Genomic DNA, 25957 nt, shown 5'->3' on the forward strand with positions numbered 1-25957 from the left:
CCCTCTGGGACAGTTCGCCGCGAGGGGGCAGGTAAAAGCTGGGACTACACGTTGTGGCAGGCCACGAAGTGGTCCTTGCCGACCTCCCGTAACAGTGGCTCTTCGGCTGCGCACTGCTCGGTCGCGAGTGGACAACGGGTCCGAAAACGGCAACCCGACGGTGGGTTCAGAGGGGAGGGCAGGTCGCCCTCGATGATCTCGATCTCGTCCTCCCCATCCCGCGATCGGTTCGGATCCGGAATCGAGTCGAGCAGCAGTCGGGTGTACGGATGCATCCCGGTGTTCTGAACATCGTCGGTCGGCGCGACCTCGCAGACCTTACCGAGGTACATCACCATGATCCGGTCGCTGATGTTCTTCACCACGGCCATGTTGTGGGCGATGAAGATCATCGAGAACTCGAATTCCTTCTTGGTTTTCTCCAGAAGGTTCAAGATCTGCGCCTGCACCGACACGTCGAGGCTCGAGACCGGCTCGTCACAGATGAGCAGCTTCGGCCGGAGCATCAAAGCGCGTGCGATACACACACGCTGGCATTGGCCGCCCGACAGTTCGCCCGCCGTCTTCTCCATCACTGCATCCGGATCCAGGCCCACTGCACTGAGCAGCTCACGGGTCATGGCTTCGAGCTTGGCCTTGTTCTTGGTCCCCCAGATGCGAGGTCCCTCGGTGACAAGATGCTTGACCTTGCGGCGCGGGTTCAGCGATGAGATCGGGTCCTGCATGATCATCTGCATCTGGTTGCGGGTGATCCGCAGACTCGACGCGGACATGTCACCGAGGACCATGTCATCGAGCGTCACGGTGCCGGACGTGGGCTTGGGCAACTGTAGGACCGCGCGCCCGGCGGTGGATTTCCCGCAACCCGACTCCCCGACGATGCCCAGTGTCTCCCCTGGGACGAGGTCGAAGCTGATGCCGGAGACCGCGTGCACGGTCTGTTTGCCTGCGGGGAATTCCACCAACAGGTTCTCGACGGTCAAGACCCGCTTCTCGTCTTCGCGCATGTGTGCGGTACCGCTGCCAGCCATTACACAGTCTCCAAGTCCAGCTTGCGTCCGGCCGCGGTGCGCCCGGCCTTCTCGTTGGCGGCCAACGCCGCGGCACCCTCGGCTGTGCCGACGGGGAAGTGACATGCGGCCTCGTGCGGATGCACCGCCGCGGCAGAGTCTGCAGTGGCGACCAATTCGGGCGGCAGCGTAAGACACTTCTCCTGTGCGTACCGGCACCGAGTCGCGAATGAACAACCCTCAGCCGGCTTCGTCATATCCGGCAACCCGCCTTCGATGGCCTCGAGGACCGTGTGCGGCGCATCTTCGATTCGCGGGATCGCCGACAGCAGCGCCTCGGTGTACGGATGACGCGGCTGCGCGAACAACTGCCGTGTTGGCGCGGTCTCCACTATTCGGCCCGCGTACATTACGGCGACGCGGTCCGTCTGGCCGGCGACGACGCCCAGGTCGTGGCTGATCAAGATCCCGGCCATCCCCGTTTCCTTGCGGAGCGAGTCGAGCAACTCGAGGATTTGCTTTTGCACCGTCACATCGAGCGCCGTCGTCGGCTCGTCCGCGATGGTCAAAATGGGGTCGCACGCCAGCGCCATCGCAATGACTACACGCTGGCGCATACCTCCCGAAAGCTCATGTGGGTATTGGTCCACCCGGCGGGTCGGCTCGGGGATTCGCACCTTACGCAGCAACTCGATCGCACGCTCCCGGGCCTGCTTCTTGTCCAGGCCCAGATGGGCTCGGATCGACTCGGTAAGGTGCGTGCCGATGTGCTTGAACGGGTTGAGCGCCGTCATCGGGTCCTGGAACACCATCGCGATGTCCTTGCCCCACAGACCCTGCTGTTCCTTGCGGGTAAGCGCCTGCATATCGCGGCCCTGGAACCGAATCTCGCCGGCGACGGTGGTCGTGCCACCGTTGGAGACCAGGCCCATGATGGTCTGCCCGAGCACCGATTTTCCGGAACCGGACTCGCCGACCAGGCCCAGGGTTTCGCCCGCGGCGAGGGTCAAGCTCACACGGTCGACGGCGCGCAATTGGCCCCGCTTGGTGCGAAAGTGCGTGGACACATTCTCCACTGTCAGCAGCGGTCCCGCCGCCGCATGGTCTGGCGTTCCGGCGGCTGCCGTCGTAACACCCGTGCCAGGCTTTTCGTGCTTATTCATCGGTGAACTCCCGCTTTGCCATGTAGGGCCAGGACTGAGGCGATACGGACACTGTCCGCTCTCGCCGTCACAGCTTTGCCTGGCGTGAGCCGCCGGTGGCCTTCTGCGCCTTTTCGCCGACAATGTTGAACGAGAACACTGTCAAGAACAGGAACATGCCCGGGACCAGTACGACGAACGCGTGCTTCTCGAACACCCCGCCCTGACCTTCGGCGATCATGTTTCCCCACGTCGGGATCGGCGGCTGGATGCCGAGACCCAAGAAGCTCAGCGATGCCTCGGCGACAATCATCACCGAGATCATCACCATGCCGAGCGAGGCCAGCGGCAGCGCCACGTTCGGAGCAAGCTCGCGCACCATCACCCGCCAGCGGCTTGCACCCATCGCGCGGGCCGCGAGGACGAATTCACGTTGAGCGAATGTCAACGTGTTCGCCCGCGCTATTCGAATCATCGACGGCACCGCAAGCACCGCCAGTGCCAACGCGATGTTGCGCAGGTTCGGTTTGAGCACCGACGCCAACGCGATCAGCAGGATCAATGCGGGTACTGCGAGCAGCGAGTTCGTCAAGATTCCGATGATCGAGTCGACTTTCCCGCCGAAGTAGCCGGCGAGGATGCCGATCGCGCCTCCGATGATGATGCCGATCAGCACAGCGCCGACCGCGACCACGAGCGAGGACCGTGCACCGTAGATGGACCTCGCAAGCAGGTCCAGGCCGAAGTTGTTCGTCCCCAGCGGGTGGCTGGAGAACAGATCCGGCGGGGCGTAACCCTTGGATCCGAGAGTCTTGGAGGTGTCCTCGTGCTCAGCAAACGGCAACAGCGGCGCGATGATTGCTACGCCGATGATCAACGCCAGCCACACGCATGAAATCACGAACGTCAGATCGAAGTCCGGGCCGAAACGGGCCAGCCCGATCCGACGGAAGCCCATGTAGATACCCATCAGGCCGATGATGCCGACCACGATGCGCACAGCCATCACGACCGGACCCGCGCCCAGCGCGAAACCGAAAGCGATCACGCCGATCGCCAGCAGAATTCCGCCGCGTACGTAGAGGTTTCGACGTCCGACCGTGCCGTCGGTGGCGGCCGCGACAGCGGGGTCCTTCACGACCGGATCGGTGACGATCACCGCGGCGCCCTGTGCCGTCGCGGGCATGGCCTGATCGGGGTCGTTGAGGTCGGGGTGGGAGATATTAGACATGGGCTCGTCGGCTCCTCGGGTCGAGATATCCATAGGAGATATCGATGATGCCGTTGGCCACCACGTAGATGAACGCGATCACCAGTACCGCTCCCTGCACCATCGGCATATCACCCTGCTGGGCGGCGCGCACGATCAGCGAACCCATCCCCGGCAGCGAGAACAGCGTCTCGATGATGACGGTGGAGCCGATCATCGAGCCCAGCACCAGGCCGAGCATCGTGATCAGTGAGAACGAGGAGGGACGGAACGCATCGGAGATCAGCAACCTCAGGTTCGAGGTGCCCTTCGCTTTGGATACCAGGATGAAGTTCTCTTGCAGGGTCGTGATCAGGTCGCTGCGCAAGATGCGCAGGAACATCGCCATTTCCAGGAGGCTGATCGTGACCGCCGGCAGGATCGCGTGGTACAGGTTGTCGGCAAGTCCCCCCTCGGACACACGCACCCACTGGGAGCGCGGGAACCAGCCGAGGGTGTTGACGAACAGCATGATCAGCAGCAGGCCGGACAGGAACGATGGGATCGACAAGACGCCGAATGTGGTGGCACTGATGACACGGTCGACCAGGCCGCCACTGTGGCGCGCGGACCACATTGCCAACGGAATCGATACCACCAGTGCGATAACCATCCCCATGACAGCCAACTGCACACTCACCGGCAGCGCTGCGACGATGCGCTCCATCACGTCCGACTGCGGCGGAACCAGCGAACGGCCCAGATCGCCCTGCAGAGCGGACGAGAGCCAATCCCAGTAGCGGCTCGAGAACGGATCATCCAAGCCCATATCGAGACGTGCCTGGGCGTACTCCTCAGGGGTACGACCCTCACCTAATGCCGCCACCGACGGGTCACCGGGTATCAGCGATACAAGTCCGAACGTGCCGAGGCTGACGACGAACAGCACAGCAATCAGCTCGCCAATTTTTTTGAACACAACCTTGGTCATTGCTGGCGTTGCCCCCTTTCTCTGTTCATCCGTTCATCCTCACTTCGATACGTTTGCTCAGCTGGACGCGCTTGCGGCCACAAAGTCTTGGGTGGGTATTCGCCGGCACCGAGTTGGTACAGCGCCGAACCGTGGAACGACAGCATTCACTGTTCCGTGCGTCTCATTATGACTGCTGTCACACATCGCAAAGGCTAAGTCTCACTGTTCGGGACTGCCCAAGATCGGCTGAGTCACGAAGGAAACCGAGTCAAGCCAGGCGTCGCCACCGAGCACACCCTCTACGTGATTGCGTCCCCATCGACACCGTCACGCCGGCCCCGCCCGCGCCGACGCGACCGCGTCGGCGATCCCGAATCGCCCGAGTGGCAAAGTGATCGTCACAGTGACCACTACGTCCCAGCCTTCGACGACGCAGTCCGTCACCTCTCCCTTCGAGCGGCCTACGATCACCCGCGCCGCCGCACACGCATCCCCGACGCCTCGGTTCAACTCCCCGGCTGCCGCGAGAGCAGACAGGTCCGCAGCCGACTGGGCCTGATGCCGGGCACCGACCGCCGAGCCGACGTGAACGATCGCCACCACGACTACCAGCAATGCGGCCAGTGCAGCTGCAGCTAGAACCGTCACGCCGCCTTCCTCGCTGGACACCGTCATTCCACAGCGTCCGGTTCGATCGCAGCGACGGCCTCGGCGCTGACCGTCAAACCCGGCAACGGAGTATCGGACTGCACGCGGGCTGTCACGTACCCGTCGTGCTCGGTGACGGTGATCTGCGCCCCGCCCGGCGCCACCGAATGGGCAACCGATACCGCATCACCCCTGGCCGCCGATCGAGCGGCCTCCCGCGCCGCATCCACACACCGGACATGCATCGACACAGCAAGTATCGCGCCGATACAGGTCACGACGACCGCGACGATGGACGCGACGGCGATGGCCGCCTCCACCGTCACGGCGCCGTCGTCGGCTACACAGCTGTATTGAGTGCTCGGTCGATGATTCCGGTCAACGAACCTACGATCGAATCGCCCGTCACCACGGTGTAGAGAATCGCTCCGAACGCGGCAGCGGCGATCGTGCCGATTGCGTACTCTGCCGTAGACATTCCATCGTCCTCGGCCGCGGCCAAGATCAATCTCATCTGCAACTCTCGAACCATCCTGTGCACCATGCCCATTCCCTCCCTCGACCTCCGAGACGGCGGTTCCGCCTCGGAATCCTCTGTGTCGCGTCACAGCGATCCCTGGGTGCTCACAGCAGTCCCCCACCCAGTACGTTCCCGGCGAGTCCGATGACGACGGGAACGATCCCGAGGCATACGAACGCCGGCAGAAAGCACAGGCCGAGCGGCCCACTGATCAACACCCCTGCACGTTCGGCTGCGGCTGCCGACGAATCCTCGGTCTGTGCACGCTGAGCCTCGGCAAGCTCGGAAATCCCCTGCGCCAACGACGCTCCCGATCTCGCCGATCGCCGCGCCATTCGCGCCAGCGACTCGATGTCGGGCCTGGCGGCTACTGGCTCCCACGCGGCGGCGGGGTCCGCGCCCAGCGCGAGTAGGTCTGCGGTGGTCCGCAATGCCCGGGCGAAGGGTTCGTTCGTCGACTCGGATACCGCAGCAGCTGCGATACCCACCGGAAGCCCGCCGCGCAAACATGCCGCCAACAGATCGAACGTGGTCGCGACCGAATGGGGATCGGCGATGTCGGTGTCGTCTCCGCCCCTCTCGCCGAGAGGCTCCTTGGGCGCGATACGAAAGACGTACTTGGGAGCCGCCGGAATCACCAAGAGAGACGCTGCCGCGCACACCGCCGCCACCCACATCACCGGCACACCTTTTCGGTGATCGCATCGGTCCACATCAGCCCGGCGCACGCCAACATCGAGCCGAGCACCAAAAGGGCCCCGCCCAAGCCTCCGCCGAACAGCACACCGATCGGGGACGCCCCCATGAATTGACCAAGGATGACGCCGAGGACCGGCAGACCCGACAACACCGTTCCAGTCGCACGGGCACCTGCCAGGCTCGCCTCGGTTCGATCGCGAAATCGACTCCTACCCAACAAGTCTTGCCGCGCTGCGCCGAGCAGTTCGGCAAGCCCCAATCCGCGGGTGTCGGCAATGTGCCAGGCTTCGGACAATCGCGAGAGTTCCACGCGGACCGGAGAATCCTCGACAAGCAAGCCAGCACACGCATCACCACCGAGACGCGCACGCCCAGCAGCACTTCCGAAGGCGAGAGCCACGCTTCCACTGCAATCGGCAGCAGCACTCGCACAGGCCAACGCCGGATGCGAACCGACTCGGAGCTCACCGATGACGACGTCGAGTCCAGCGATGAGCGAGTCGAGCTCACTGCGATGCGATCTCCGCCGCTGACCTTTCTTTCTCCGAAGGGCCACCGTTGCGCTGACGATGATGGCGGCACAGAGAGCATGCAGGCCACCCGCCACTACGGCAAGGACTGACCCCACCGCTACCATCGACGCGAGACCCAGTGCCCGAGAGTGCGTTCGATCGACGCGAACGACTTTGCCGAGCACCAATGACGGCACTCGCACTCGTGGACGCGGTAGCACCAGAAGTGCTACCGCGCAGCATAGAACACCCAACGCGGTCACAACCGCGCCAACCGTTGCCTGAGGAGTGCGTCCAGCCGTTCTCGGCCACGGTGCACACCGCCGTCCACACTCCACGCGGACACCATCTGCACGCGACCGGAATCATCGGGGACGACCACTGCAATTTCACGCAACCGTCGCCGGCCATCGAACGAGCGATGCACATGCAAGACCACCTGCACCGCGGCCGCGAGTTGACTGTGCAGAGCCGCGCGGTCCAAACCACCCAGTGCAGCAAGAGCTTCCAGGCGTGCGGGCACCTCGGCGGGAGAGTTGGCGTGAATCGTGCCCGCTCCGCCGTCGTGACCGGTGTTGAGCGCGGTGAGCAGGTCGACGACCTCTGCGCCGCGGACCTCTCCGACAACGAGCCGGTCCGGCCGCATCCGCAGCGCTTGACGAACAAGCTGCCGAACGGTGACCTCGCCGACGCCCTCGACGTTGGGCGCCCGAGCAACCATTCGAACGACGTGTGGATGCGACGGCGCCAACTCGGCAGCATCCTCGACGCACACGATGCGCTCGCTGCGCGCGACCTCGCCCAGCATGGCAGCCAGTAACGTGGTCTTCCCTGCGCCGGTGCCGCCGATGACCAGAAATGCCAAGCGCGCCTCGATGATCCGCTTCACCAGAGCGAGAGCACTCGGCTCGAGTGCTCCACGGTCTGCCAAAGCTGCGAGCCCCTGGGTGGTCGGGCGCAACACGCGCAACGACAGACAGGTACCGCCTCGCGCGACGGGAGACAGCACCGCATGCAGTCGAACACCGAAAGTGCCGTCGCCCACTCCGGGTAGCTGCCCGTCGACCCACGGTTGAGCATCGTCTAGCCGTCGGCCCGCGGACAGGGCCAGCCGCTGCGCGAGACGTCGTACCGCGGCCTCGTCGGCGAAACGGATATCAGCGCGCTCGAGTCCCGCGCCACGGTCGACCCATACCTCGTCCGGCGCCGTGACCAGAACGTCGGCGACACTGGCATCGAGTAGCAGCGTCTCCAACGGCCCGGCACCGGTCAACTCGGTCTGCAGGACACGGAGAGCCGCCAAGAGATCGGTATCGCTCAGTACCCCGCCCGCTTCGATTCTGATGGCTGCAGCGACCAACGCGGGCGTCGGCTCACCTGTCGTGTGGACAAGCCGGTCGCGAACACGGTCCAACAACTCCGGCGTGACGACGGCGCTCATGCCGCCCACCGCCTCGGCGCCGGCTTGCGTGCGAACGTCGCGAGAATCGACACCGCAGCATCGGTGAGAGGCGATCGACGTCCGAGGCCCAGCCCTCCGCGTTCGATGCGCTGCGCCAATCCTGGCTCGGGTCGCATCGTGGCCAGCAGTGGCAACCGGAGGGCCTCGGCAATATCGGTGCCGCGCAATCCCCCTGGCGCGGGCCCTCGCACGACCAGTCCGACGTTCGAGTTACGTCCGCGCAGGTAGCCGAGGAGGTTCTCGGAGCCCGCGACGGCGCCGATCTCGGCGGGAACTACCAACACCACCAGGTCCGCGGCGTCGTGGAATACGTCGGTGTGCGGGCCGGGGTGACGTGGCACGTCGCACACGACCAGATCTCCGGATCGGCGTCCGGCGTCTACCACCGCGGCACATGCCGTTGCGTCCAGGCCCGAGGATCCCGAGTCCGCTCGCCCGGCCGACAGGACGGCCAACGAGCCGCTCGACGGCAACGCACGGTGTAGGGCGTCACTGGAAATTCGACCTGCCTCGACGACGAGTCCGGGCCATCGCAGGCCCCGCTGTTCCTCCCAGCCGAGCAGGAGATCGAGTCCTGGACCGTAGCTGTCACCGTCGACCAACAGCGTTCGAGATCCTGCCGCGGACGCCGACAGTGCCAACGCCACCGCGAGCGTCGACGTTCCGGCACCGCCCCGGCCGCCGACGACGGTGATGACTCCGCCGTCGCCCTCGGTCCGGTCGTGTTCCCTTCCGAGAAGCCCGATCAACGTCGCTTCGTCTTGCGGTAGTCCCAGTACGTGCGAAGCTCCGACGGCCGTGGCAGCACGCCATTGCTCGACGCCGGGTTCTCCTCGGCCCACTACGAAGATCGCGTCGCGACGAGGCAGTCTTCGGGACGAGGCGTCGCGAGCGTGGTCGACGTCGAGGAGTATCGCGTCGGCTTCATCCCACTCGATCCTGCTCGGCGGAGTTCCCGGACCGGCAATACCGACTGGTAAGTCCCTTTCCAGCACAGTGCATTCGGCCGCTGCAGCGATCCTGAGCACTTCGTCCCGCAGCACGGGGTCGCCGGTGGACAGCACGATCGGGCGCCGAGTCGGCGACATGTCCTGAAATTCCATGAGTGCGAGCCTGCAACGAATTGCGCTCGGAGAAAACAGCGTTGGCGGCGAATGGGGATAACTTGCAGCGTGTGGACGAAATCGTGTACATCCGTACCAGATTCACACGTTCCCCTACAACGAGGACGACCCTCGCCAGGGGGGAGGAGGCGAGGGTCGTCGAGTTCAGCCCCGGGGGGTCGGGCTGAACTTGCCCGGACGAATCCGGACAGGTCGATACTACACCTGGCGACGACGGTGTTTGCAAGTTCAACCTTCGTTCTTACACAGTGAGACAAACCGGGAAATCGCCGGAAAGAAACCGACGCTCTATTGTGAAGTCTGTGACCACCAGCGCCGGCATCGATAACGCCGAATCCCACCGCCCAGTCGGAAAAATCGCCGCGTTCTTCGACCTGGACAAGACGATCATCGCCAAGTCGAGCACGCTCGCCTTCAGCAAACCATTCTTCGATCAGGGGCTGATAAACAGGCGAGCCGTACTGAAAAGTAGCTATGCGCAATTCCTGTTCCTGTTAGCGGGTGCCGATCACGACCAAATGGAGCGAATGCGAGCCCATATCGCCGCAATGTCCGCCGGCTGGGACGTCGAGCAAATACGTTCGATCGTTGCAGAAACCTTGCACGACATAGTGGATCCGTTGGTGTTCGCCGAAGCCGCGGACTTGATCGCAGACCACAAACTTCGCGGACACGACATCGTGATCGTCTCGGCATCCGGCGAGGAAATCGTCGGTCCGATCGCCGAAGCACTCGGCGCAGACTTCAGCACCGCCACGCAGATGGAGGTCGAGGACGGCCGATACAACGGAACCGTTGCCTTCTACTGCTACGGTGAGGGCAAGGTCCAAGCGATGAACGCGCTCGCCGAGTCCCGAAGTTACGACCTGTCAAGATGTTTCGCGTATTCGGACTCGATCACCGACCTCCCCATGCTTCACGCCGTCGGCAATCCGACTGCCGTCAATCCCGATCGTGCGCTCCGCAAGGAGGCCGCGTCGCTCGGCTGGCCAATTCTGACTTTTTCCAATCCGGTCTCACTTCGATCACGTATCCAAGCTCCATCGGGTACAACCGTGGCGGCAAGTGCCGCAGTCTTTTTCAGTGCGCTGCTGGCCGGAGCGGTTACCTACGGGTTGCTGAGAAGAAAACCGTGACACACCCCTTGCTGTGAGCGCCGTCACGGGGTACAAAGGACTTACGGAAGAACGGAAGGCCAAGATCGAACCGGAAGAGAAGGTTCCCTCTCCCGACCGCGATTCCCAGCACGGACACCAGGCACCCACGCTGAGCTCGCCGCTGACATGGCAAAAGCGCTGTGGGTCTGCGAGATTCGGGATGTAGCAGCAAGAACCCTGCACCGGTTGCAGGGATGACCTCCTACCTCATCGGACCGTCGCCGAGGCCATGCGATCCTAGCGATCGTGACAGCCCACCAATGCACGCTTGGTAACCCGGCAGTCCGTGCTAACGGGCGGCGAAGTCGACTCAGGTCGGCGGCGCCGCCCTTTTAATGTGTCGACACAGGCGTCCGTACGCCGGCAAACTGTTACTTGTCGGAGCCTGCAGCCTCAGCGATCGACGTCGCTTCCATCGCCCCGGCCTCGAGTGCACCGCAGCAGAGGATGACCCAGCTGCCGACACCGGTGGCAGTACCGGAAGCGAACCCTGCCGCTCCGTCTCGGTAGGCCTGCGATCGGCGCAGCCAACTCACTTCGGGTACTCCGAGATTGTGCGGGTCCAAACCTGAAGACGCGGCCACGAGCCGAGACGCTGCCCGAGCAACGACACCATCGGCCGACTCGAACGGCTTCAACGTCAACAGCTCACCGTGCACGATCGCCGCAATGACCGGTGCCGGCGCGGAGGATCCACCGGTGACCAGCTGGGCCAGGAAGTCCAACCGCTCACCGATCCCGCCGTCCGAACGTGGTCGCCCGAGTGCGGACTGGTCCTCGACCAAATCCGCCGCGGCAAGTAGATGGAGTCGAGCGAGTGCCTGAAGCGGCGCGCTCTTCCATGTCGAGAGCATGATCGACAGCGCATCCCCGTCCAGCGCCGCACCTACCCGCAAAGCACCTGCCAGAATCGGGTCGCCGTCTTCACCTTCGCGCGGAAAGTCCATCGACCCACCGTCGAGGGCGGACGACGATCGAGCGGCACGCACTGCAGCCTCGGCTGCCGTGGCAGGCCAGCCCCGACGGTTCGTCTTGTGCCGATGTACTGCTCCGAGTGCGTCGCGGGCTCGTTCGGCGGCGTCGATGACACCGGGGAGTTCGAGCAGCGGGGCGAGAGGGTCCGTCACGATAGGCGACGGTACCCCCTCGCGGGCAAGGGCAGACTCGCCGGACTGCCCCAGCCGATCGCTATACGCCGAGCTGAACCGAACCGCCGGGGATGGCGGCGAGCAGTCGCTGCGTGTACTCCTGCTGCGGGTTGTCGAACACCTCGTCGGTCGTGGCTGCCTCGACGATCTCTCCCGATCGCATGACGAGCACGTCGTCGGCGATCTGTCGCACGACGGCAAGGTCGTGCGTGATGAAGAGATATGTCAGACCGAGCTCTGCCTGCAGATCGTTCAGCAAGGACAGAATCTGCGCCTGCACGAGAACGTCGAGGGCCGACACCGCCTCGTCGCAGATCACCATCTCCGGCGAGAGAGCCAGAGCGCGCGCAATGGCTACGCGTTGACGCTGTCCACCTGACAGCTCGTTCGGGAATCGCCGCATGACCGATGCCGGCAGTGCCACCTTGTCCAACAGGTCACGGACGCGAGCCTCGCGTTCCTTCTTGTTACCGACCTTGTGAGTCCGCAGCGGCTCCTCGATGGTGCGGTAGATCGAGTACATCGGGTCCAGCGATCCATAGGGGTTCTGGAAGATCGGCTGTACACGACGCCGGAACGCGAAGGCATCCTTGTTGTTCAAACCCGCTACGTCACGTCCGTCGAACTCGACGGATCCGGCGGTCGGTTCCAGCAGGCCCAGAACCATCTGCGCCACAGTCGATTTACCGGATCCCGATTCACCGACGATGGCAGTCGTCGTACCACGGGCAACGGTGAACGAGACGTCCTTGACGGCAGTGAACGCCGTCGTTTTGAAGGGGCTGCCACCACGAAGCTTGAACTCCTTGGTCAGCTTGTCGACCACGAGCACAGTATCTTTTACTGGTTCGAAGTCGCCTTCACCGTGGACGGTCTTCTCGGCGACCACTTCCTCGGCAGCTTGCTTCGCGTGCGCGACGATGTCCCCACGCACCACCGAGGACTTCAGCCGTTGCGACGCAAGCGACGGCGCCGCGGCGACCAACTTCTGGGTGTAAGCATGCTGCGGATTCTGCAGAATTTCCAGTGCGGGACCCGATTCCACGATTCGGCCCTTGCTCATGACGACCAGGTGCGATGCCCGCTCAGCGGCGAGGCCGAGGTCGTGGGTGATGAGCAGAACTGCTGTGCCCAGTTCCTTCGTCAATCCCTCGAGGTGATCGAGAATCTGACGCTGGACCGTGACGTCGAGAGCGGAGGTGGGCTCGTCGGCGATCAACAGTTTGGGTCGCGCGGACAATCCGATTGCGATCAGCGCCCTCTGACGCATACCACCGGAGAATTCGTGCGGATACTGATTGACACGCTTCTCCGAGTCCGTCAACCCAGCCTCGTCGAGCAGCTCGACAGCCCGGGCTCGTGCCGCTTTTCCCTTGGCGATTCCGTTGGCCGCCAAAGCTTCTTCGATCTGGTAGCCGATCTTCCACACCGGGTTCAGGTTCGACATCGGATCCTGCGGGACCACCCCGATCTGGCTTCCGCGGATCGCGACGAAGTCTTTCTCCTTCGCGGTCGTCAGATTCTTTCCGTCGAACCAGATCTCGCCTGCGGTCACCTTGCCAGTGCCCGGGAGGAGATTGATGATCGCGTGCGCGGTCGTGGACTTGCCACTGCCGGACTCGCCCACGATCGCGACCGTCTGGCCGGGATAGACCGTCAAGCTGACACCGCGAACAGCTGGTACCGCACCGGAATTGGACTGGAACGACACCTCGAGGTCCTTGATGTCGAGCAACGGCTGCTCACTCATCGCAACTTCTCCTTCGTGTTCGCTCATCGCTTCCGAGCCTTGGGATCGAGGGCGTCGCGTAGTGCATCGCCCATCATGATGAAGCCCAACACTGTGATCGCCAGCGCGGCAGCGGGATAGAACAGAATCGTCGATCCCTGGCGAAGGGTGACCTGGGCTGCACTGATGTCGCCACCCCAGGACACTTCGGTCGGCGGTAGACCGATACCGAGAAACGACAGGGTGGCCTCGGCAACGATGAAGGTACCGAGAGAGATCGTCGTGATGACGATGATCGGCGCCATCGAGTTCGGCAGGACATGCCGAATCAAGGTGCGCACCTTCGATACTCCGAGAGCGCGAGATGCCATGACGTAGTCGTTGCTCTTGGCCGACAACACCGCTCCACGAGTGATACGAGCCATCTGCGGCCAGCCGAACAACGCCAGCACCACGATGACGGTGAAGATCGTCCGGTCGGTGAACAACTGCATGAGGACGATCGCAGCGAGGATGAGCGGGACACCGAAGAAGATGTCCGTCAACCGTGACAGCAGAGAGTCTGCCCAGCCGCCGTAGAAACCCGCGAAGGCACCGAAGAGAACTCCGACCATGACTACCAGGAACGTGACGCCCACGCCGGTGACCACCGACGCCCGCGCGCCGAAGATGACTCGGGAGTAGATGTCGCAGCCTTGACGGTCGAATCCGAAGATGTGGCCGGATCCGGGGCCCTGCATGCTGAACGCCAGGTCGCAATAGCGTGGATCGGTATCGGTGAACAGACTCGGGAGCGCTGCGACCAAGATGACGACGAAGATGATGAAGGCCGAGATGATGAAGATCGGACGCTTGCGCAGGCTGTGCCAAGCATCCTTCCAGATACTCGTGGGAGCCTCGTCGATGTTCACGGCGTCGGTCTGGCTGACGTCGACAACTTCTTCGGATTCCACGAATCGTGCTTGACGGACCTCGCGTCCGCCTTTGGGTGTAATCGTCTCAGGCATAGCGGATCCTTGGGTCGAGCGCGGCGTACAGGAGGTCGACGACGAGATTCGCGATGAGGTAGACCACGATCAGGACCGTCACGAAGGAGACGACCGTGGGTGCCTCGCCCCTGATGACCGCCTGGTAGATGGTGCCACCGACGCCGTTGATGTTGAAGATTCCCTCGGTGATGATCGCGCCACCCATGAGTGCAGCAAGATCGGCACCGAGAAACGTGACGACGGGAATCAGCGAGTTACGTAGTACGTGGACGTTGACGACCCGCCTGCGCGAAAGGCCCTTGGCTGTCGCTGTTCTGACGAAGTCGGCGCTGAGATTCTCTGCCACGGAAGTACGGGTCAACCGGACCACATAGGCGAACGACACCGAACCGAGCACGAACGCCGGCAGCAGCAGGTTCTTGAAACTCGTGTTGCCTCCGACAGTGGGAGGCACTATTCCCCATTTGATCCCGATGAAGAACTGTGCGAGGAAGCCGATTACGAAGATCGGGACGGCGATGATGACGAGGCTGACGAGGAGGACCGAGCTGTCGAACAGCTTGCCCTTACGCAGACCGGCGATGAGACCGAAGCCGACACCGAAGACACCCTCGATGACGAGCGCCATGGCAGCAAGCTTCGCGGTGATCGGGAACGCTTGCAGCAGAACCTCACTGACCGGTCGACCCGAGAACGACATTCCGAAATCGAAGGTGAAGATGCCCTTGAGATAGAGCAGATACTGCACGATGAACGGCTCATCGAGGTTGTAGCGTGCGCGCAGCTGGTCGGCCACCGCGGGGCTGATCGCCTTGTCTCCGGCGAGCGCAGCAATCGGGTCCCCTGGGAGCAGGAAGACCATTGCGTAGATCAGGAATGTGGCCCCGATGAAAACGGGGACCATCTGAAGTAATCGGCGTCCGATGTACCAGAGCACCGGATCACCTCCTTAGGAGGAAGGTGGACGTCACAGCGGTATTCAGCGTGGGCGTCGTACGAGGCGAGCGAGGCAAGCAGACGAGCAGGGCAGTAGGCAACGGGCCTACTGCCCTGCTCGTCTGAATCAAGAGCCGTGAGAAAAGATCAGTTCTTCTCGATCTGGTTGTAGATCGGGATTCCGTCCCAACCGATCTTGACGTTGGTGACGTTCTCCGACCAGCCACTGGCTGCGTTGCGGTACCAGGTCGGTACTGCAGGCAGATCGTTCAGGAGGATTTCCTGTGCCTGGTTGATCAGGTCCTGCGCCTTGTCCTTGTCGGTCTCGCTTGCCGACTCACGCAGCAAACGATCGAACTCGGGGTTGGAGTACTCGCCGTCGTTGGAGCTGCCACCGGTCTGGTAGTTCTGGGCAAGGAAGCCGTACTGCTGCGGGTAGTCACCCTGCCAGCCCGAACGGAACGCCGTCGGGATGGTGCGGTTGGTGGCTTCGGTCCGCAGCTGCGCGAACGTCGGGTAGGGAGCACCCTGTGCCTCGATACCGAGCGTGTTGCGGATGCTGTTGCTGACTGCGTCGACCCATTCCTGGTGTCCGCCATCGGAGTTGTACGCGATGGCGAAGCTACCGGACCACGGTGCGATGGCGTCGGCCTGTGCCCACAGTGCCTTGGCGCCGTCCTTGTCGTACTCGACGTTGTCGACGTCACTGAGATCCCCGGTCCAGCCTTCGATGGCGGGGCTGGTGAAATCCTTTGCAGGCGTGCGGGTGTTGTTGAAGATCTGCTTGGTGATCTGATCGCGATCGATCGCCTTGGAGATCGCCTGACGACGCAGCACACCCTCTTCGCCACCGAAGTGCGGCAGACGACCCGGGATGGTGAATGTTTCAATGCTCGCGGACGGCTGATTGACCGTACGGCCGGGCAAATCCGACTCGAACGTCGTCACGGCACTGGAAGGAACGTTGTCGAGGACGTCGACGTTGTTCGACAGAAGATCCGTGTATGCGGTGTCGAGGTTGCTGTAGAGCATGAAGTTGATGCCGCCGTTGGCGGGCTTTCGGTTGCCGTCGTAATCCGGGTTGGTCACCAGATCGATGCGGACGTTGTGCTGCCAGGCGCCTTCGGCGGCGAACATGTACGGTCCGTTGCCGATCGGGTTCTCCCCGAACGCTGCCATGTCGGCGTATGCGACCTCGGGCAGCGGGTAGTACGCGGCGAAGCCGAGACGATCAGGGAACGCCGCCTCGGGCTGCTTGAGCTCGATGGTGAAAGTCTTGTCGTCGACGACCTTCAGGCCGGACATCGTCTGGACCGTCGGGTTCTCGGCAGCGACCTCGTCGTAGCCGAGAATCGGATCGAAGAACGACCCCTGCAGCTGCGCGTTGGTCGAAAGCGCACCGTAGTTCCATGCGTCGACGAAGGATTTCGCTGTCACCGGCGTGCCGTTGGTGAACTCCCAGCCGTCCTTCAACGTCACGGTGTAGTTCTGGCCGTCGGCGGAATCAATCGAGTCGGCGACCTCGTTCTCGATACCGCCCTCGGGGGTGTAGGAAACCAGCCCGGCGAAGATCGAGTCCACGACCCGTCCACCGGTATTTTCACTCGTATTGGTGGGAACCAGCGGATTCTGCGGCTCACCACTCCACGCGTTGATGATTGCGGCGCCGTCTCCGGACCCACCGCCGCTGGTCGAATCACTCGATGAGCACGCCGTCACCAGCGCCGCTCCCACGACCACTGCCACTGCAGCCGTCGCGATGCGTGTTCTGCGCAAGACAAATCCTCCATCTTTGGTTTGACCACAGTGTCAGCCGTGATCGACCCCGGGGCGTCACGCCCACGGGGGTATGTGGGGCGACCGCCGGCCACAGCTCGATGAGCCGAAGCAACGATCCAATGGTCCAAACTTTAGACACACCCTGAAACGAACCTGTGAACTCCCCCAGAAACAACGAACGCTCGGACCGAGTACGCAACATGTTCGAAACGATTCGGCAACTGAATTCCCACGGGGTGAGAGCGATCTCCCGCCAACCCCTCCGATCGTGCAGTGTGCAGTACCGCCCACCGCTCGGAACCTACCGATCACCGCAGATCAGAGGGTTGCAGGCGGATGCAACGATGCGACAGCCCTCACATGTGACTACCCTCACAAGGGCTCGCGCGGAGGCTGCAGAGCGACTGTTCAGCTCGTTCGTGATGGCATAAGTAGCTGCCCGAGCGCGAAGAGAACCACGACGAAAGAGAGCCATTCGAGATGACGACCAGTACCTCTGGTGACCACGACACCGCCGCCGAGGAGACCTACCCGCCGTCTGCAGAATTCGCCGCGCAGGCGAATGCCACAGCAGATCTCTACGACGTCGCCGCCAAGGACCGTCTCGAGTTCTGGGCCGAGCAGGCACGCCGACTGCACTGGCATACTCCGTTCACCGAGGTGCTCGACTGGTCGGATGCGCCAGTCGCCAAATGGTTCGCCGACGGAGAGCTCAACGTCGCCTACAACTGCGTCGACCGCCACGTCCTCGACGGCCACGGCGAACAGGTTGCCATTCACTGGGAAGGCGAACCCGGTGACAGCCGCGACCTCACCTACGCCGACCTGCTCGCAGAGGTCAGTCGAGCGGCCAACACCCTGACCGACCTCGGACTCGTCTCCGGCGACCGCGTCGCCATCTACATGCCGATGATCCCCGAGGCCATCATCTCGATCCTCGCCTGCGCACGACTGGGCCTGATGCATTCCGTCGTCTTCGCCGGCTACTCCGCCACGGCACTGCGTTCACGCATCGACGACGCCGAAGCCAAACTCGTCATCACCACGGACGGGCAGTGGCGACGAGGTAAGCCCGCGCCGATCAAGGACACCGTCGACACCGCCGTCGACGGTGCAAAATCGATCCAACATGTGTTGGTCGTCAAGCGGACCGACTCCGAGGTCACCTGGACCGAAGGCCGCGACATCTGGTGGCACGAGAGCGTCGCTCAGGCATCGAAGGAGCACGAGGCTCAGCCGTTCCCGGCCGAACACCCATTGTTCATTCTTTACACCTCCGGCACGACGGGTAAGCCGAAGGGCATCGTGCACACCTCCGGTGGCTACCTGACTCAGACCTCGTACACGCACCACAATGTGTTCGACCACAAGCCGGGCAAGGACGTCTACTGGTGCACCGCCGACGTCGGTTGGGTCACCGGCCATTCGTACATCGTCTACGGTCCACTCTCGAACCGCGCTACGCAGGTCGTGTACGAGGGAACGCCGAATTCCCCGGACGAGCACCGGCATTGGAATGTCATCGAGAAGTACAAGGTGTCGATCTACTACACCTCCCCCACCCTCGTGCGCACATTCATGAAGTGGGGCAAGGAAATTCCCGAGGCACACGACCTCACCTCGATCCGGCTGCTCGGCTCCGTCGGCGAGCCGATCAACCCGGAGGCGTGGCGTTGGTTCCGCGACGTCGTCGGTGGTGGCACGGCACCTATCGTCGACACCTGGTGGCAGACCGAGACCGGTGCGATCATGATTTCGCCGCTGCCGGGCGTCACGAGCACCAAGCCCGGTTCGGCGATGACCCCACTTCCCGGGATCTCCGCCAAGATCGTCGACGACGACGCCAAGCCACTGGGCAACGGCGGCAACGGATATCTGGTCCTCGATGAGCCGTGGCCGGCGATGCTTCGCGGCATCTGGGGTGACATGGAGCGATACAAGGACACGTACTGGTCCCGCTACGCCGAAGAAGGCTGGTACTTCGCGGGCGACGGCGCCAAGTACGACGAGGACGGCGCTCTATGGGTTCTCGGACGCGTCGACGACGTCATGAACGTCTCCGGCCACCGGATCTCCACCTCCGAGGTGGAATCAGCGCTCGTGAGCCATCACGGTGTCGCCGAGGCTGCAGTCGTCGGTGCCGCTGACGAGACCACCGGTCAAGGCATCGTCGCGTTCGTGATCCTGCGCGCAGGAATCGAGAACACCGGCGATGAACTGATCGCGGAGCTCAAAGCTCAGGTGTCGAAAGAGATTTCGCCGATCGCTCGCCCCCGCGAGATCTCGATCGTTCCCGAGCTCCCCAAGACTCGCTCCGGCAAGATCATGCGACGCCTGCTGCGTGATGTCGCCGAAGGCCGCGAACTCGGTGACGTCTCGACTCTCGTCGATCCGAAGGTCTTCGATTCGATCAAGAAGGGTCGCTAGCGACCGTTGAATGGGCATACATCCTTGGGATGTATGCCCATTCACGTCTAGTCCGTCAGTGATTGATCGCGGGTTTCCCTCATGAGGATCAACGCGACCAACGTCAGAACCGCAGCGACCGCCAGGTAGACCCCGACCCATCCGACGCCATAGCTGCTCACCAGCCAGGTCGCGATGAACGGCGCCACTGCCGCGCCGAGGATCGACGCCGTGTTGTACGAGATCCCCGATCCCGTGTATCGCACGTTGGTCGGGAAGAGTTCGGGCAGAACGGCACTCATCGGACCGAAGGTAAGACCCATCAATCCGAGTCCGATGCACATGAACACGAGCATCCGACCGGCCGTCGCGCTTTCCGGGGCAGCGAACCAGTGGAACGACAGACCGAACACAATGATCGCAATCGTGATGACGATGAGGGTCGGGCGCCGACCGTATCTGTCGGCGAGCAAACCTGCCACCGGAATCAGTGCGGCGAAGAAGAGCACTGCGATCAGCTGAAGCTCGAGGAAGTCGGTGTACGCGATGGTGATCTTCGGGCCACCCGCGTCGGAGACCTTGCCGGTGCCGTAACTGACCACCCACGTCGTCATGATGTAGAAGAGCGTGTAGGTGGCGAGCATGACGAACGTGCCGAGGATCAGCTGGCGCCAGCTTGTACGGAAGACCTGGGCGAGAGGAGTCCTCACCTTCTGCCCACGCTCGACGGCCAGCTTGAACACCGGCGTCTCTTCCAGTTTGAGTCGCACGTACAGACCGATGATGACGATGACGGCGCTCAGCAGGAACGGCACGCGCCACCCCCACGTGAGGAATGCGTGATCCGTTGCGGAGTTTGCGGAGTCGTAGCCGGTGATGACGACCAACAGCAGGAAGATCCCGTTGGCGAAGAAGAAACCGATCGGTGCACCCAACTGCGGATACATCGCGGCCCAGGCACGCTTGCCGGGCTTGGCTGTTTCGGTCGCGAGCAGCGCTGCGCCGCTCCACTCGCCGCCGAGTCCGACACCCTGCGTGAACCGCATGATCGCGAGCAGTGCCGGCGCCCACAATCCTGCCGCCGCATAGGTGGGTAGCAATCCGATCGCGAAGGTCGCCACCCCCATCGTCAGCAGTGAGCCGACGAGCGTCGCTTTGCGGCCGATGCGGTCGCCGAAATGGCCGAACAGGACCGATCCGATGGGGCGTGCAACGAAAGCGAGTCCGAACGTCGCGAACGACGCCAGCAGCGCGGTCGTCTCGTTACCGGCGGGGAAGAACAGCTTGGGAAAGACCAACACTGCGGCGGTCGCGTAGATGTAGAAGTCGAAGAATTCGATCGACGTGCCGACCATGGATGCGACGACGATGCGAGACCGTGGTACCTCCGGGGCAGCAGCGGTGCCATCGCTTGGGACGGCCGAGGTAGTGCTCACGGTTAGGACTCCTGAAGAGGGGGGTACGTAGAACGCAAATTACCTGATGAAAACCTGAGAATTACAGGCGACGCCCGGTTTCACCGCCGAAGCGTTCACCGATAATCTGAGAGCGCCATCACAGGGCTAGCTGCGACTGCGAGGCGGAGTGCGTCCGGTCGGCACTAGTGTTGTCCGAAGAAAGCAGTCGAGACGGCGTCGCAAGACGACATCTCGGAACCAATCAGCACCAGCAAGTGGAGGGGTCGAGAAGTTGAGCGTGACCAATCGCGGTAATGGCAGTGCCTATCCGGACGGGGTGCCGAATACGATTTCGTCCATTCCACTGACGGAAGTAGACCAGCGCGCGCCAGGCACCGGCAGCATCGGAAACCTTGTCAAGGACGCGACGACGCAGGTGTCGACGCTGGTCCGCGCCGAGGTAGCACTAGCCAAGGCCGAGGTCACAGGCGAGATCAAGAAGGGTCTACAGGGCAGCCTCTTCTTCATCCTGGCTCTCGCTGTCGTCGTCTTCAGCGCATTTTTCTTCTTCTTCTTCTTGGCCGAGACGCTCGATATCTGGTTGCCGCGATGGGCCGCCTTCCTCATCGTCTTCGTTTTCATGCTGCTCGTGGCTGCCCTGCTCGGGTTCCTCGGGTATCGGCGGGTCAAGAAGCTCCGTAAGCCGGAGAAGACGATCGAGTCGCTCAAGCAGGCCTCGACCGTCCTGCCGCACCAGCACGAGTCGACACCGGCAATTCCCGGGTACAAGCAATAGCGACGTCGGTAGCGGGGCAAGAAAGAATGAGTCGGCCTGATCCGTCCTCCGTTCGTTTCGCCGGTCCGTGGACACATCGCGACATTCATGCCAACGGCATCCGGTTCCACGTAGTCGAGACCGACGACGCGCCGGCCGATGCCCCGCTGGTAGTTCTACTGCACGGCTTCGCAGATTTCTGGTGGTCGTGGCGTCACCAAGTGACGTCGCTGACCGAGGCAGGGTTCCGCGCTGTGGCTGTCGACCTCCGTGGATACGGAGACACCGACAAGCCACCGCGTGGATACGACGGGTGGACGCTGGCCGGCGATGTCGTCGGCTTGATCCGAGCGCTGGGATACGGCGAGGCGACTCTCGTCGGTCACGCCGATGGCGGTCTGGTGTGCTGGGCTACTGCCGCGCTGCATCCACGAATGGTCCGATCGATCGGTTTGGTCGGGTCGCCGCATCCCGTCGCGCTGCGCCGGGCAGTCCTGCGCAACAAGGCCCAGCGAGCCGCACTGCTCCCGCAGTTCTTGCGATACCAGGTGCCGCTGGTGCCCGAACGCACGCTGACCAAACACAACGGCGCCGCCGTCGAGCAGCTCCTCCGAGCGCGATCTGGCGCGATCTGGTGGGACTCGGACGAGTTCGTCGAGGCAGCGAAGCAGATGCGCTCGGCGATGTGCATTCCAGGAGCGGCACATTGCGCCTTGGAGTACCAACGATGGGCATTTCGGAGTCAGTTTCGTTCCGACGGACGAAAGTTCATGCAGGCCATGGACACCCCGTTGCGCGTTCCGGTACTCCAGATCCGAGGAGAACTCGATCCGTACGTGCTACCTCGATCGGTAGCCACCGAGACTCGCTGGGCCCCTGATCAGCGCTTACACACCGTGCTCGGGGCCGGTCACTATGCACATCAAGAATCGCCTGCCGAGGTCACCGCCCAGTTGCTGGACTTGTTGGCGCTCTAGGTTCAACGCACCTCCCACACTCGATCTACAGAATGCAGTTGCCTGTTCCGACTGCGACCGGGCTCTCGAGGCTCTGCGCAAGCTCGTCGGATACCTCGGGTGCGGTGAGCACGAATCCGGTGTCGGGATCGTCGACGGCGGCACCGAAGACCAGTCCGAGGACCTGCCCGTCTTCTGCGACGAGTGGCCCGCCCGAATTGCCCTGCCGGACGCTTCCCCGCACGGTGTAGACCTGGCGTTGGACCGTTCCGGTTCGGTAGATGTCCGGGCCTTTCAAGTTCAGCGTCTCTCGGATGCGGGCAGGGCTTGCCGTGTACGGCCCACCGCCGGGGTATCCCAGGACCAGTGCGCTGTCTCCGGTCACGGCCGGGTCGGGCGCGAAGTTCAACACAGGAGCGCGAAGACCCGGTACCCGCAGGATCGCCACATCTTCCCGGGGATCGAAGAGCACGACCTGGGCGTCGAACACCGTGCCTACCGAGTCGACGGTGACCCCTTCGGTGCCGGCGACGACATGCGCGTTGGTCATCACAAGTTCGGGGGCTACGACGAATCCAGAACCCTCCAACGCCTTCTGGCAGCTCGGAGCCAGGCCGCTGACCTTGAGGACGCTGGCGTGCAACTGATCCACCAGGGGGTTCGCCTGCATCGCTGGGTCCGGTTCGGCAACTTCCGCTACCGGGGTTTTGCCGAACGGTCCGATGACGTCGGGAAGCCCCGAGGTGTCGAGCAGCGCCGAGAATTCCTTGGGTACTTCACGAAGCCACTGTGGGGCCACTTCGTCGACCTTGCCCAGCACCTTGGAGCCACGAACCGCGCCGGCAACCTCGGGCTGCGAAGACGACGTCAACGGAATAGCGAGCAACCACGCTGCAGCGAGGACGGCCATAGCTTGCAGGCCGGCGCCGACAACACTGTCCACCGATCGAGCGCCACGTGAATGGATTCCGCTGCGTAACGCACGGCCGAGCACCATCCCCGACACTTCGCCGACGATCACCAACACCACGATCAGCGCGATTCCGACGAATACTCGCATCCGAGCGCCGTCGACGTGCAACAGAACATGCGGCGCGATCAGAATTCCCGCGACGGCACCGAGTACGACACCAAGAAATGCCAACGCCGACGCCACTGCACCCTGTCGCCATCCCGACATCGCTGCCAGCAACGCCACCGCGAGAACGACGAGATCTACCCAACCGGACCCGCTCACTGATCGAGCCCCGCTCCTACAGCTGCCAAGCTGGCCTCCAGATCACGAATGTCGCCAATGTCCCACTCGGTCTCCCAGCCGGACACTGCGAGCAGGCCCGCCAGAATACCGCCTGTGAAACCCCACACCAGCATTCCGTCGACGGCGAAGGCCGGACCCTGATAGCCCGCCGGGTGGCGGACCTGGAAACGGTTGTCGGGATCCAGTAGTGCTCGGATCGGCACCCGAACCACTCGGGCGGACTCGCCGGTGTCGACCACCCGGACGTCGCTCGGCCTTCGCCAGTACGCAAGCACTGGGACGACGTCGAATCGTGACGGCGGCACATAGATGCCCGGCATCGTCGCGAGCGGTTGCACACCTGCAGGATCCAAACCGGTCTCTTCCTCGGCTTCACGCAGAGCTGTCGCGACCGGTGATACGTCGCCGGGGTCCGTGGCGCCACCGGGGAACGCGATCTGTCCGCCGTGCTGGCGCAGCGTCGACGCTCGCTGGGTCAGCAGCACATCGGCGTCGGCGGGAAGTCCGCCCCGCGCGGTGTGGTCCGGCTCGGGCGAGCCACCGAACAGTACGAGGACCGATGCCGGACGCGTCGACTCACCGGCGGCGGCAGTGCGCTGCAGTACCGGGTTGATGCCTGTCGTATCCAGCAAGCCTCGTTCACCGCCGACCGCCTCGACGACACCGCGAAGCCACTCCGGGGCGCTCATCGTGCGAGTCCGAGATCGTTCTCGACTGCATCTGCTATCTCTTCGACACTTCGAAACGGTTGCGGCAGCACCTTGGCGACATTGCCATCCGCGTCGATCAGAATCGATACCGGGAGGACGGGCGGCGCGCCGACGGCGGCTGCTATGCGGCCGGCTTCGTCCTGGACACCGGGCAGCGATACACCGTAGTCGGCGAGCTTGGCGAGGCCGTTGCCTTCGTTGCGGTCCTGGTGAACGGTGAGGACGGTCAGGCGGCCGGCCACACTGTCGGCGTACTGCTGAAGATAGGGAAGTTCCTCCGCACACGGTCCACACCAGTACGCCCACAGATTGATCAAGGCGGGCTTACCTGTCAGTGCGTGACCGACGTCGATACTGCTTCCGTCTGCGACACACCCGAGGACGATTCCCGTCAACGGGCCTGCCGGTGCGGGTGCTCCCGGACCTGGAGTCGGGCACGGCGCCAGCTGCGCCCGCTCCCGCAACGAGGCGAGCCCCTCGGTGGAATCGAAGGAACCGCCCGGGGATCCCACGGTGGGCCCTTGGCCGGTCGCGAGGCCACCGACCGGGGGTTGCAGACCGGGGCTCGTATCGCGCGGCCACAGGGCGTAGATCATCCCGACGACGACGATCAGTGCTACCAACGACCAGCGCAGTGCAGATTTATTCACGGTGTGATTCCGGCGAGCGCGAGCAGATGATCGGTCTCCGGCCCCTTGACCAGAGCGGCGGCCTGCGTCTTGTCCACCGGTCCGATTCCGTAGGACGGGCAATCCTTGGCCAGAATGCACACCCCGCAGGCAGGCTTCCGGGCGTGACAAACGCGGCGTCCATGGAAAATCACCCGGTGTGAGAGCAGTGTCCATTCCTTGCGCTCGATGAGCTCGCCGACGGCGTGTTCGATCTTGACCGGGTCTTCCAGGTCCGTCCACTGCCAGCGTCCAACGAGTCGAGCAAAGTGGGTATCGACGGTGATGCCGGGAACGTCGAATGCATTTCCGAGTACCACATTGGCCGTTTTACGGCCGATGCCGGGCAGCGTCACCAGGTCCTTCAGGTTGGCTGGAACTTCCCCGTCGAACCGCTCGAGAAGAGCCGCGCCGAGGCCGATCAGTGAGTTCGTCTTGTTGCGGAAGAAACCGGTTGTGCGGATGTACTCCTCCAGTTCCGTTCTGTCCGCTTCGGCGTAGTCGCGCGCAGTGCGATATCTCACGAATAATGCAGGCGTGACGAGATTGACGCGTTTGTCGGTGCACTGGGCCGACAAGATCGTTGCGACGGCAAGTTCGAGGGGGGTGGTGAAGTCGAGTTCGCAGTAGACATGCGGGAACGCCCTCCCCAGCTCCCGATTCATCCGGCGGGCGCGCCTGACGAGCCCAAGTCTTGTCTCTTCGCGTTTACGCACGTCGAAGACCTTCGAGGCTGTCGAATCCACTCCACAACTGTACGGACAAGAATC

The 25957-nt window shown here is 63.2% G+C and carries 25 protein-coding genes; 4 read left to right on the forward strand and 21 right to left on the reverse strand.

Annotation, left to right across the window (positions count from 1 at the left end; translation table 11 throughout):
• Positions 1–44: 44 nt before the first annotated feature.
• The 11 genes from BJI47_RS12160 to ssd all read right to left on the reverse strand — a co-directional run bounded on the left by BJI47_RS12160 (position 45) and on the right by ssd (position 9258).
• Positions 45–1031 (reverse strand): ABC transporter ATP-binding protein, encoded by a 987-nt coding sequence (locus tag BJI47_RS12160; protein WP_088943978.1) that lies wholly within the window; start codon positions 1029–1031, stop codon positions 45–47.
• Positions 1031–2173, reverse strand: a complete 1143-nt coding sequence (locus BJI47_RS12165; RefSeq protein ID WP_088943979.1) for an ABC transporter ATP-binding protein — start codon at positions 2171–2173, stop codon at positions 1031–1033. The genes BJI47_RS12160 and BJI47_RS12165 overlap by 1 nt, the downstream gene beginning before the upstream one ends.
• A 67-nt stretch (positions 2174–2240) precedes the next feature.
• Complete coding sequence (locus BJI47_RS12170; protein ID WP_254900562.1) at positions 2241–3383, reverse strand: ABC transporter permease; 1143 nt, start codon at positions 3381–3383, stop codon at positions 2241–2243.
• Positions 3376–4332 (reverse strand): ABC transporter permease, encoded by a 957-nt coding sequence (locus BJI47_RS12175; RefSeq protein ID WP_088943980.1) that lies wholly within the window; start codon positions 4330–4332, stop codon positions 3376–3378. Before BJI47_RS12175 ends, BJI47_RS12170 begins: the two co-directional genes overlap by 8 nt.
• A gap of 309 nt (positions 4333–4641) precedes the next feature.
• Positions 4642–4989: an Rv3654c family TadE-like protein gene (locus BJI47_RS12180; RefSeq protein WP_088943981.1), complete on the reverse strand. Its 348-nt coding sequence runs from the start codon at positions 4987–4989 to the stop codon at positions 4642–4644.
• Positions 4986–5282, reverse strand: coding sequence for a TadE family type IV pilus minor pilin (locus tag BJI47_RS12185; RefSeq protein WP_088943982.1), 297 nt, complete (start codon positions 5280–5282; stop codon positions 4986–4988). Before BJI47_RS12185 ends, BJI47_RS12180 begins: the two co-directional genes overlap by 4 nt.
• 20 nt (positions 5283–5302) lie before the next feature.
• Positions 5303–5506 carry a DUF4244 domain-containing protein gene (locus BJI47_RS12190; RefSeq protein ID WP_088944016.1) on the reverse strand — a complete coding sequence of 68 codons (204 nt, stop codon included), beginning with the start codon at positions 5504–5506 and terminating at the stop codon, positions 5303–5305.
• 80 nt (positions 5507–5586) lie between these two features.
• A complete protein-coding gene (locus BJI47_RS12195; RefSeq protein WP_088944017.1) occupies positions 5587–6159 on the reverse strand; it encodes a type II secretion system F family protein in 573 nt (190 codons plus the stop codon).
• Entirely contained in the window at positions 6159–6890 is a 732-nt protein-coding gene (locus tag BJI47_RS12200) for a type ii secretion system integral membrane subunit (RefSeq protein ID WP_254900563.1), read from the reverse strand. The genes BJI47_RS12195 and BJI47_RS12200 overlap by 1 nt, the downstream gene beginning before the upstream one ends.
• 62 nt (positions 6891–6952) lie before the next feature.
• Positions 6953–8134 (reverse strand): TadA family conjugal transfer-associated ATPase, encoded by a 1182-nt coding sequence (locus BJI47_RS12205; protein WP_176224825.1) that lies wholly within the window; start codon positions 8132–8134, stop codon positions 6953–6955.
• Positions 8131–9258 (reverse strand): septum site-determining protein Ssd, encoded by a 1128-nt coding sequence (gene ssd / locus BJI47_RS12210; protein WP_254900564.1) that lies wholly within the window; start codon positions 9256–9258, stop codon positions 8131–8133. Before ssd ends, BJI47_RS12205 begins: the two co-directional genes overlap by 4 nt.
• Before the next feature lie 323 nt (positions 9259–9581).
• Between ssd and BJI47_RS12220 the strand changes: the two genes are divergently transcribed.
• On the forward strand, positions 9582–10415 hold the full coding sequence (locus BJI47_RS12220) for an HAD-IB family hydrolase (RefSeq protein WP_088943986.1): 834 nt from the start codon (positions 9582–9584) through the stop codon (positions 10413–10415).
• A gap of 392 nt (positions 10416–10807) precedes the next feature.
• Here BJI47_RS12220 and BJI47_RS12225 read toward each other — a convergent pair whose 3' ends face one another.
• The 5 genes from BJI47_RS12225 to BJI47_RS12245 form a co-directional block, all read right to left on the reverse strand.
• Positions 10808–11563, reverse strand: coding sequence for an oxidoreductase (locus tag BJI47_RS12225; protein WP_088943987.1), 756 nt, complete (start codon positions 11561–11563; stop codon positions 10808–10810).
• 61 nt (positions 11564–11624) lie between these two features.
• On the reverse strand, positions 11625–13334 hold the full coding sequence (locus BJI47_RS12230; RefSeq protein WP_217808538.1) for an ABC transporter ATP-binding protein: 1710 nt from the start codon (positions 13332–13334) through the stop codon (positions 11625–11627).
• Between the two features lie 23 nt (positions 13335–13357).
• Positions 13358–14320, reverse strand: coding sequence for an ABC transporter permease (locus tag BJI47_RS12235; RefSeq protein ID WP_088943989.1), 963 nt, complete (start codon positions 14318–14320; stop codon positions 13358–13360).
• Positions 14313–15239 (reverse strand): ABC transporter permease, encoded by a 927-nt coding sequence (locus BJI47_RS12240; RefSeq protein ID WP_088943990.1) that lies wholly within the window; start codon positions 15237–15239, stop codon positions 14313–14315. Before BJI47_RS12240 ends, BJI47_RS12235 begins: the two co-directional genes overlap by 8 nt.
• 146 nt (positions 15240–15385) lie before the next feature.
• Positions 15386–17014, reverse strand: a complete 1629-nt coding sequence (locus BJI47_RS12245) for an ABC transporter substrate-binding protein (protein WP_088943991.1) — start codon at positions 17012–17014, stop codon at positions 15386–15388.
• Positions 17015–17497: 483 nt separating this feature from the next.
• Here BJI47_RS12245 and acs point away from each other — a divergent pair, with 483 nt between their 5' ends.
• Complete coding sequence (acs, locus tag BJI47_RS12250; protein ID WP_088943992.1) at positions 17498–19444, forward strand: acetate--CoA ligase; 1947 nt, start codon at positions 17498–17500, stop codon at positions 19442–19444.
• Between the two features lie 47 nt (positions 19445–19491).
• On the opposite strand, the gene BJI47_RS12255 is transcribed toward acs, so the two are convergent.
• Positions 19492–20859, reverse strand: a complete 1368-nt coding sequence (locus tag BJI47_RS12255) for an MFS transporter (RefSeq protein ID WP_176224826.1) — start codon at positions 20857–20859, stop codon at positions 19492–19494.
• A gap of 253 nt (positions 20860–21112) precedes the next feature.
• On the opposite strand from BJI47_RS12255, the gene BJI47_RS12260 reads away from it, so the two are divergent.
• Together BJI47_RS12260 and BJI47_RS12265 are read left to right on the forward strand one after the other, a co-directional pair.
• Positions 21113–21616, forward strand: coding sequence for a phage holin family protein (locus BJI47_RS12260; RefSeq protein WP_088943994.1), 504 nt, complete (start codon positions 21113–21115; stop codon positions 21614–21616).
• 26 nt (positions 21617–21642) lie between these two features.
• Complete coding sequence (locus tag BJI47_RS12265) at positions 21643–22572, forward strand: alpha/beta fold hydrolase (protein WP_088943995.1); 930 nt, start codon at positions 21643–21645, stop codon at positions 22570–22572.
• Positions 22573–22597: 25 nt separating this feature from the next.
• On the opposite strand, the gene BJI47_RS12270 is transcribed toward BJI47_RS12265, so the two are convergent.
• From BJI47_RS12270 to nth, 4 genes are read right to left on the reverse strand one after another with little or no spacing between them, the layout of a single operon-like run.
• Positions 22598–23788, reverse strand: a complete 1191-nt coding sequence (locus BJI47_RS12270) for a MarP family serine protease (RefSeq protein ID WP_088943996.1) — start codon at positions 23786–23788, stop codon at positions 22598–22600.
• The gene (locus tag BJI47_RS12275; RefSeq protein ID WP_088943997.1) at positions 23785–24498 is read right to left on the reverse strand and encodes a CoA pyrophosphatase; all 714 of its coding nucleotides are present in this window, start codon (positions 24496–24498) and stop codon (positions 23785–23787) included. Before BJI47_RS12275 ends, BJI47_RS12270 begins: the two co-directional genes overlap by 4 nt.
• Positions 24495–25169, reverse strand: coding sequence for a TlpA disulfide reductase family protein (locus tag BJI47_RS12280; RefSeq protein WP_088943998.1), 675 nt, complete (start codon positions 25167–25169; stop codon positions 24495–24497). Before BJI47_RS12280 ends, BJI47_RS12275 begins: the two co-directional genes overlap by 4 nt.
• Entirely contained in the window at positions 25166–25852 is a 687-nt protein-coding gene (gene nth / locus BJI47_RS12285; RefSeq protein WP_254900566.1) for an endonuclease III, read from the reverse strand. Before nth ends, BJI47_RS12280 begins: the two co-directional genes overlap by 4 nt.
• Between the last annotated feature and the right edge of the window lie 105 nt (positions 25853–25957).

The sequence above is a fragment of the Rhodococcus sp. 1168 genome (genome assembly GCF_002091955.1).
GTDB lineage: Bacteria > Actinomycetota > Actinomycetes > Mycobacteriales > Mycobacteriaceae > Rhodococcoides.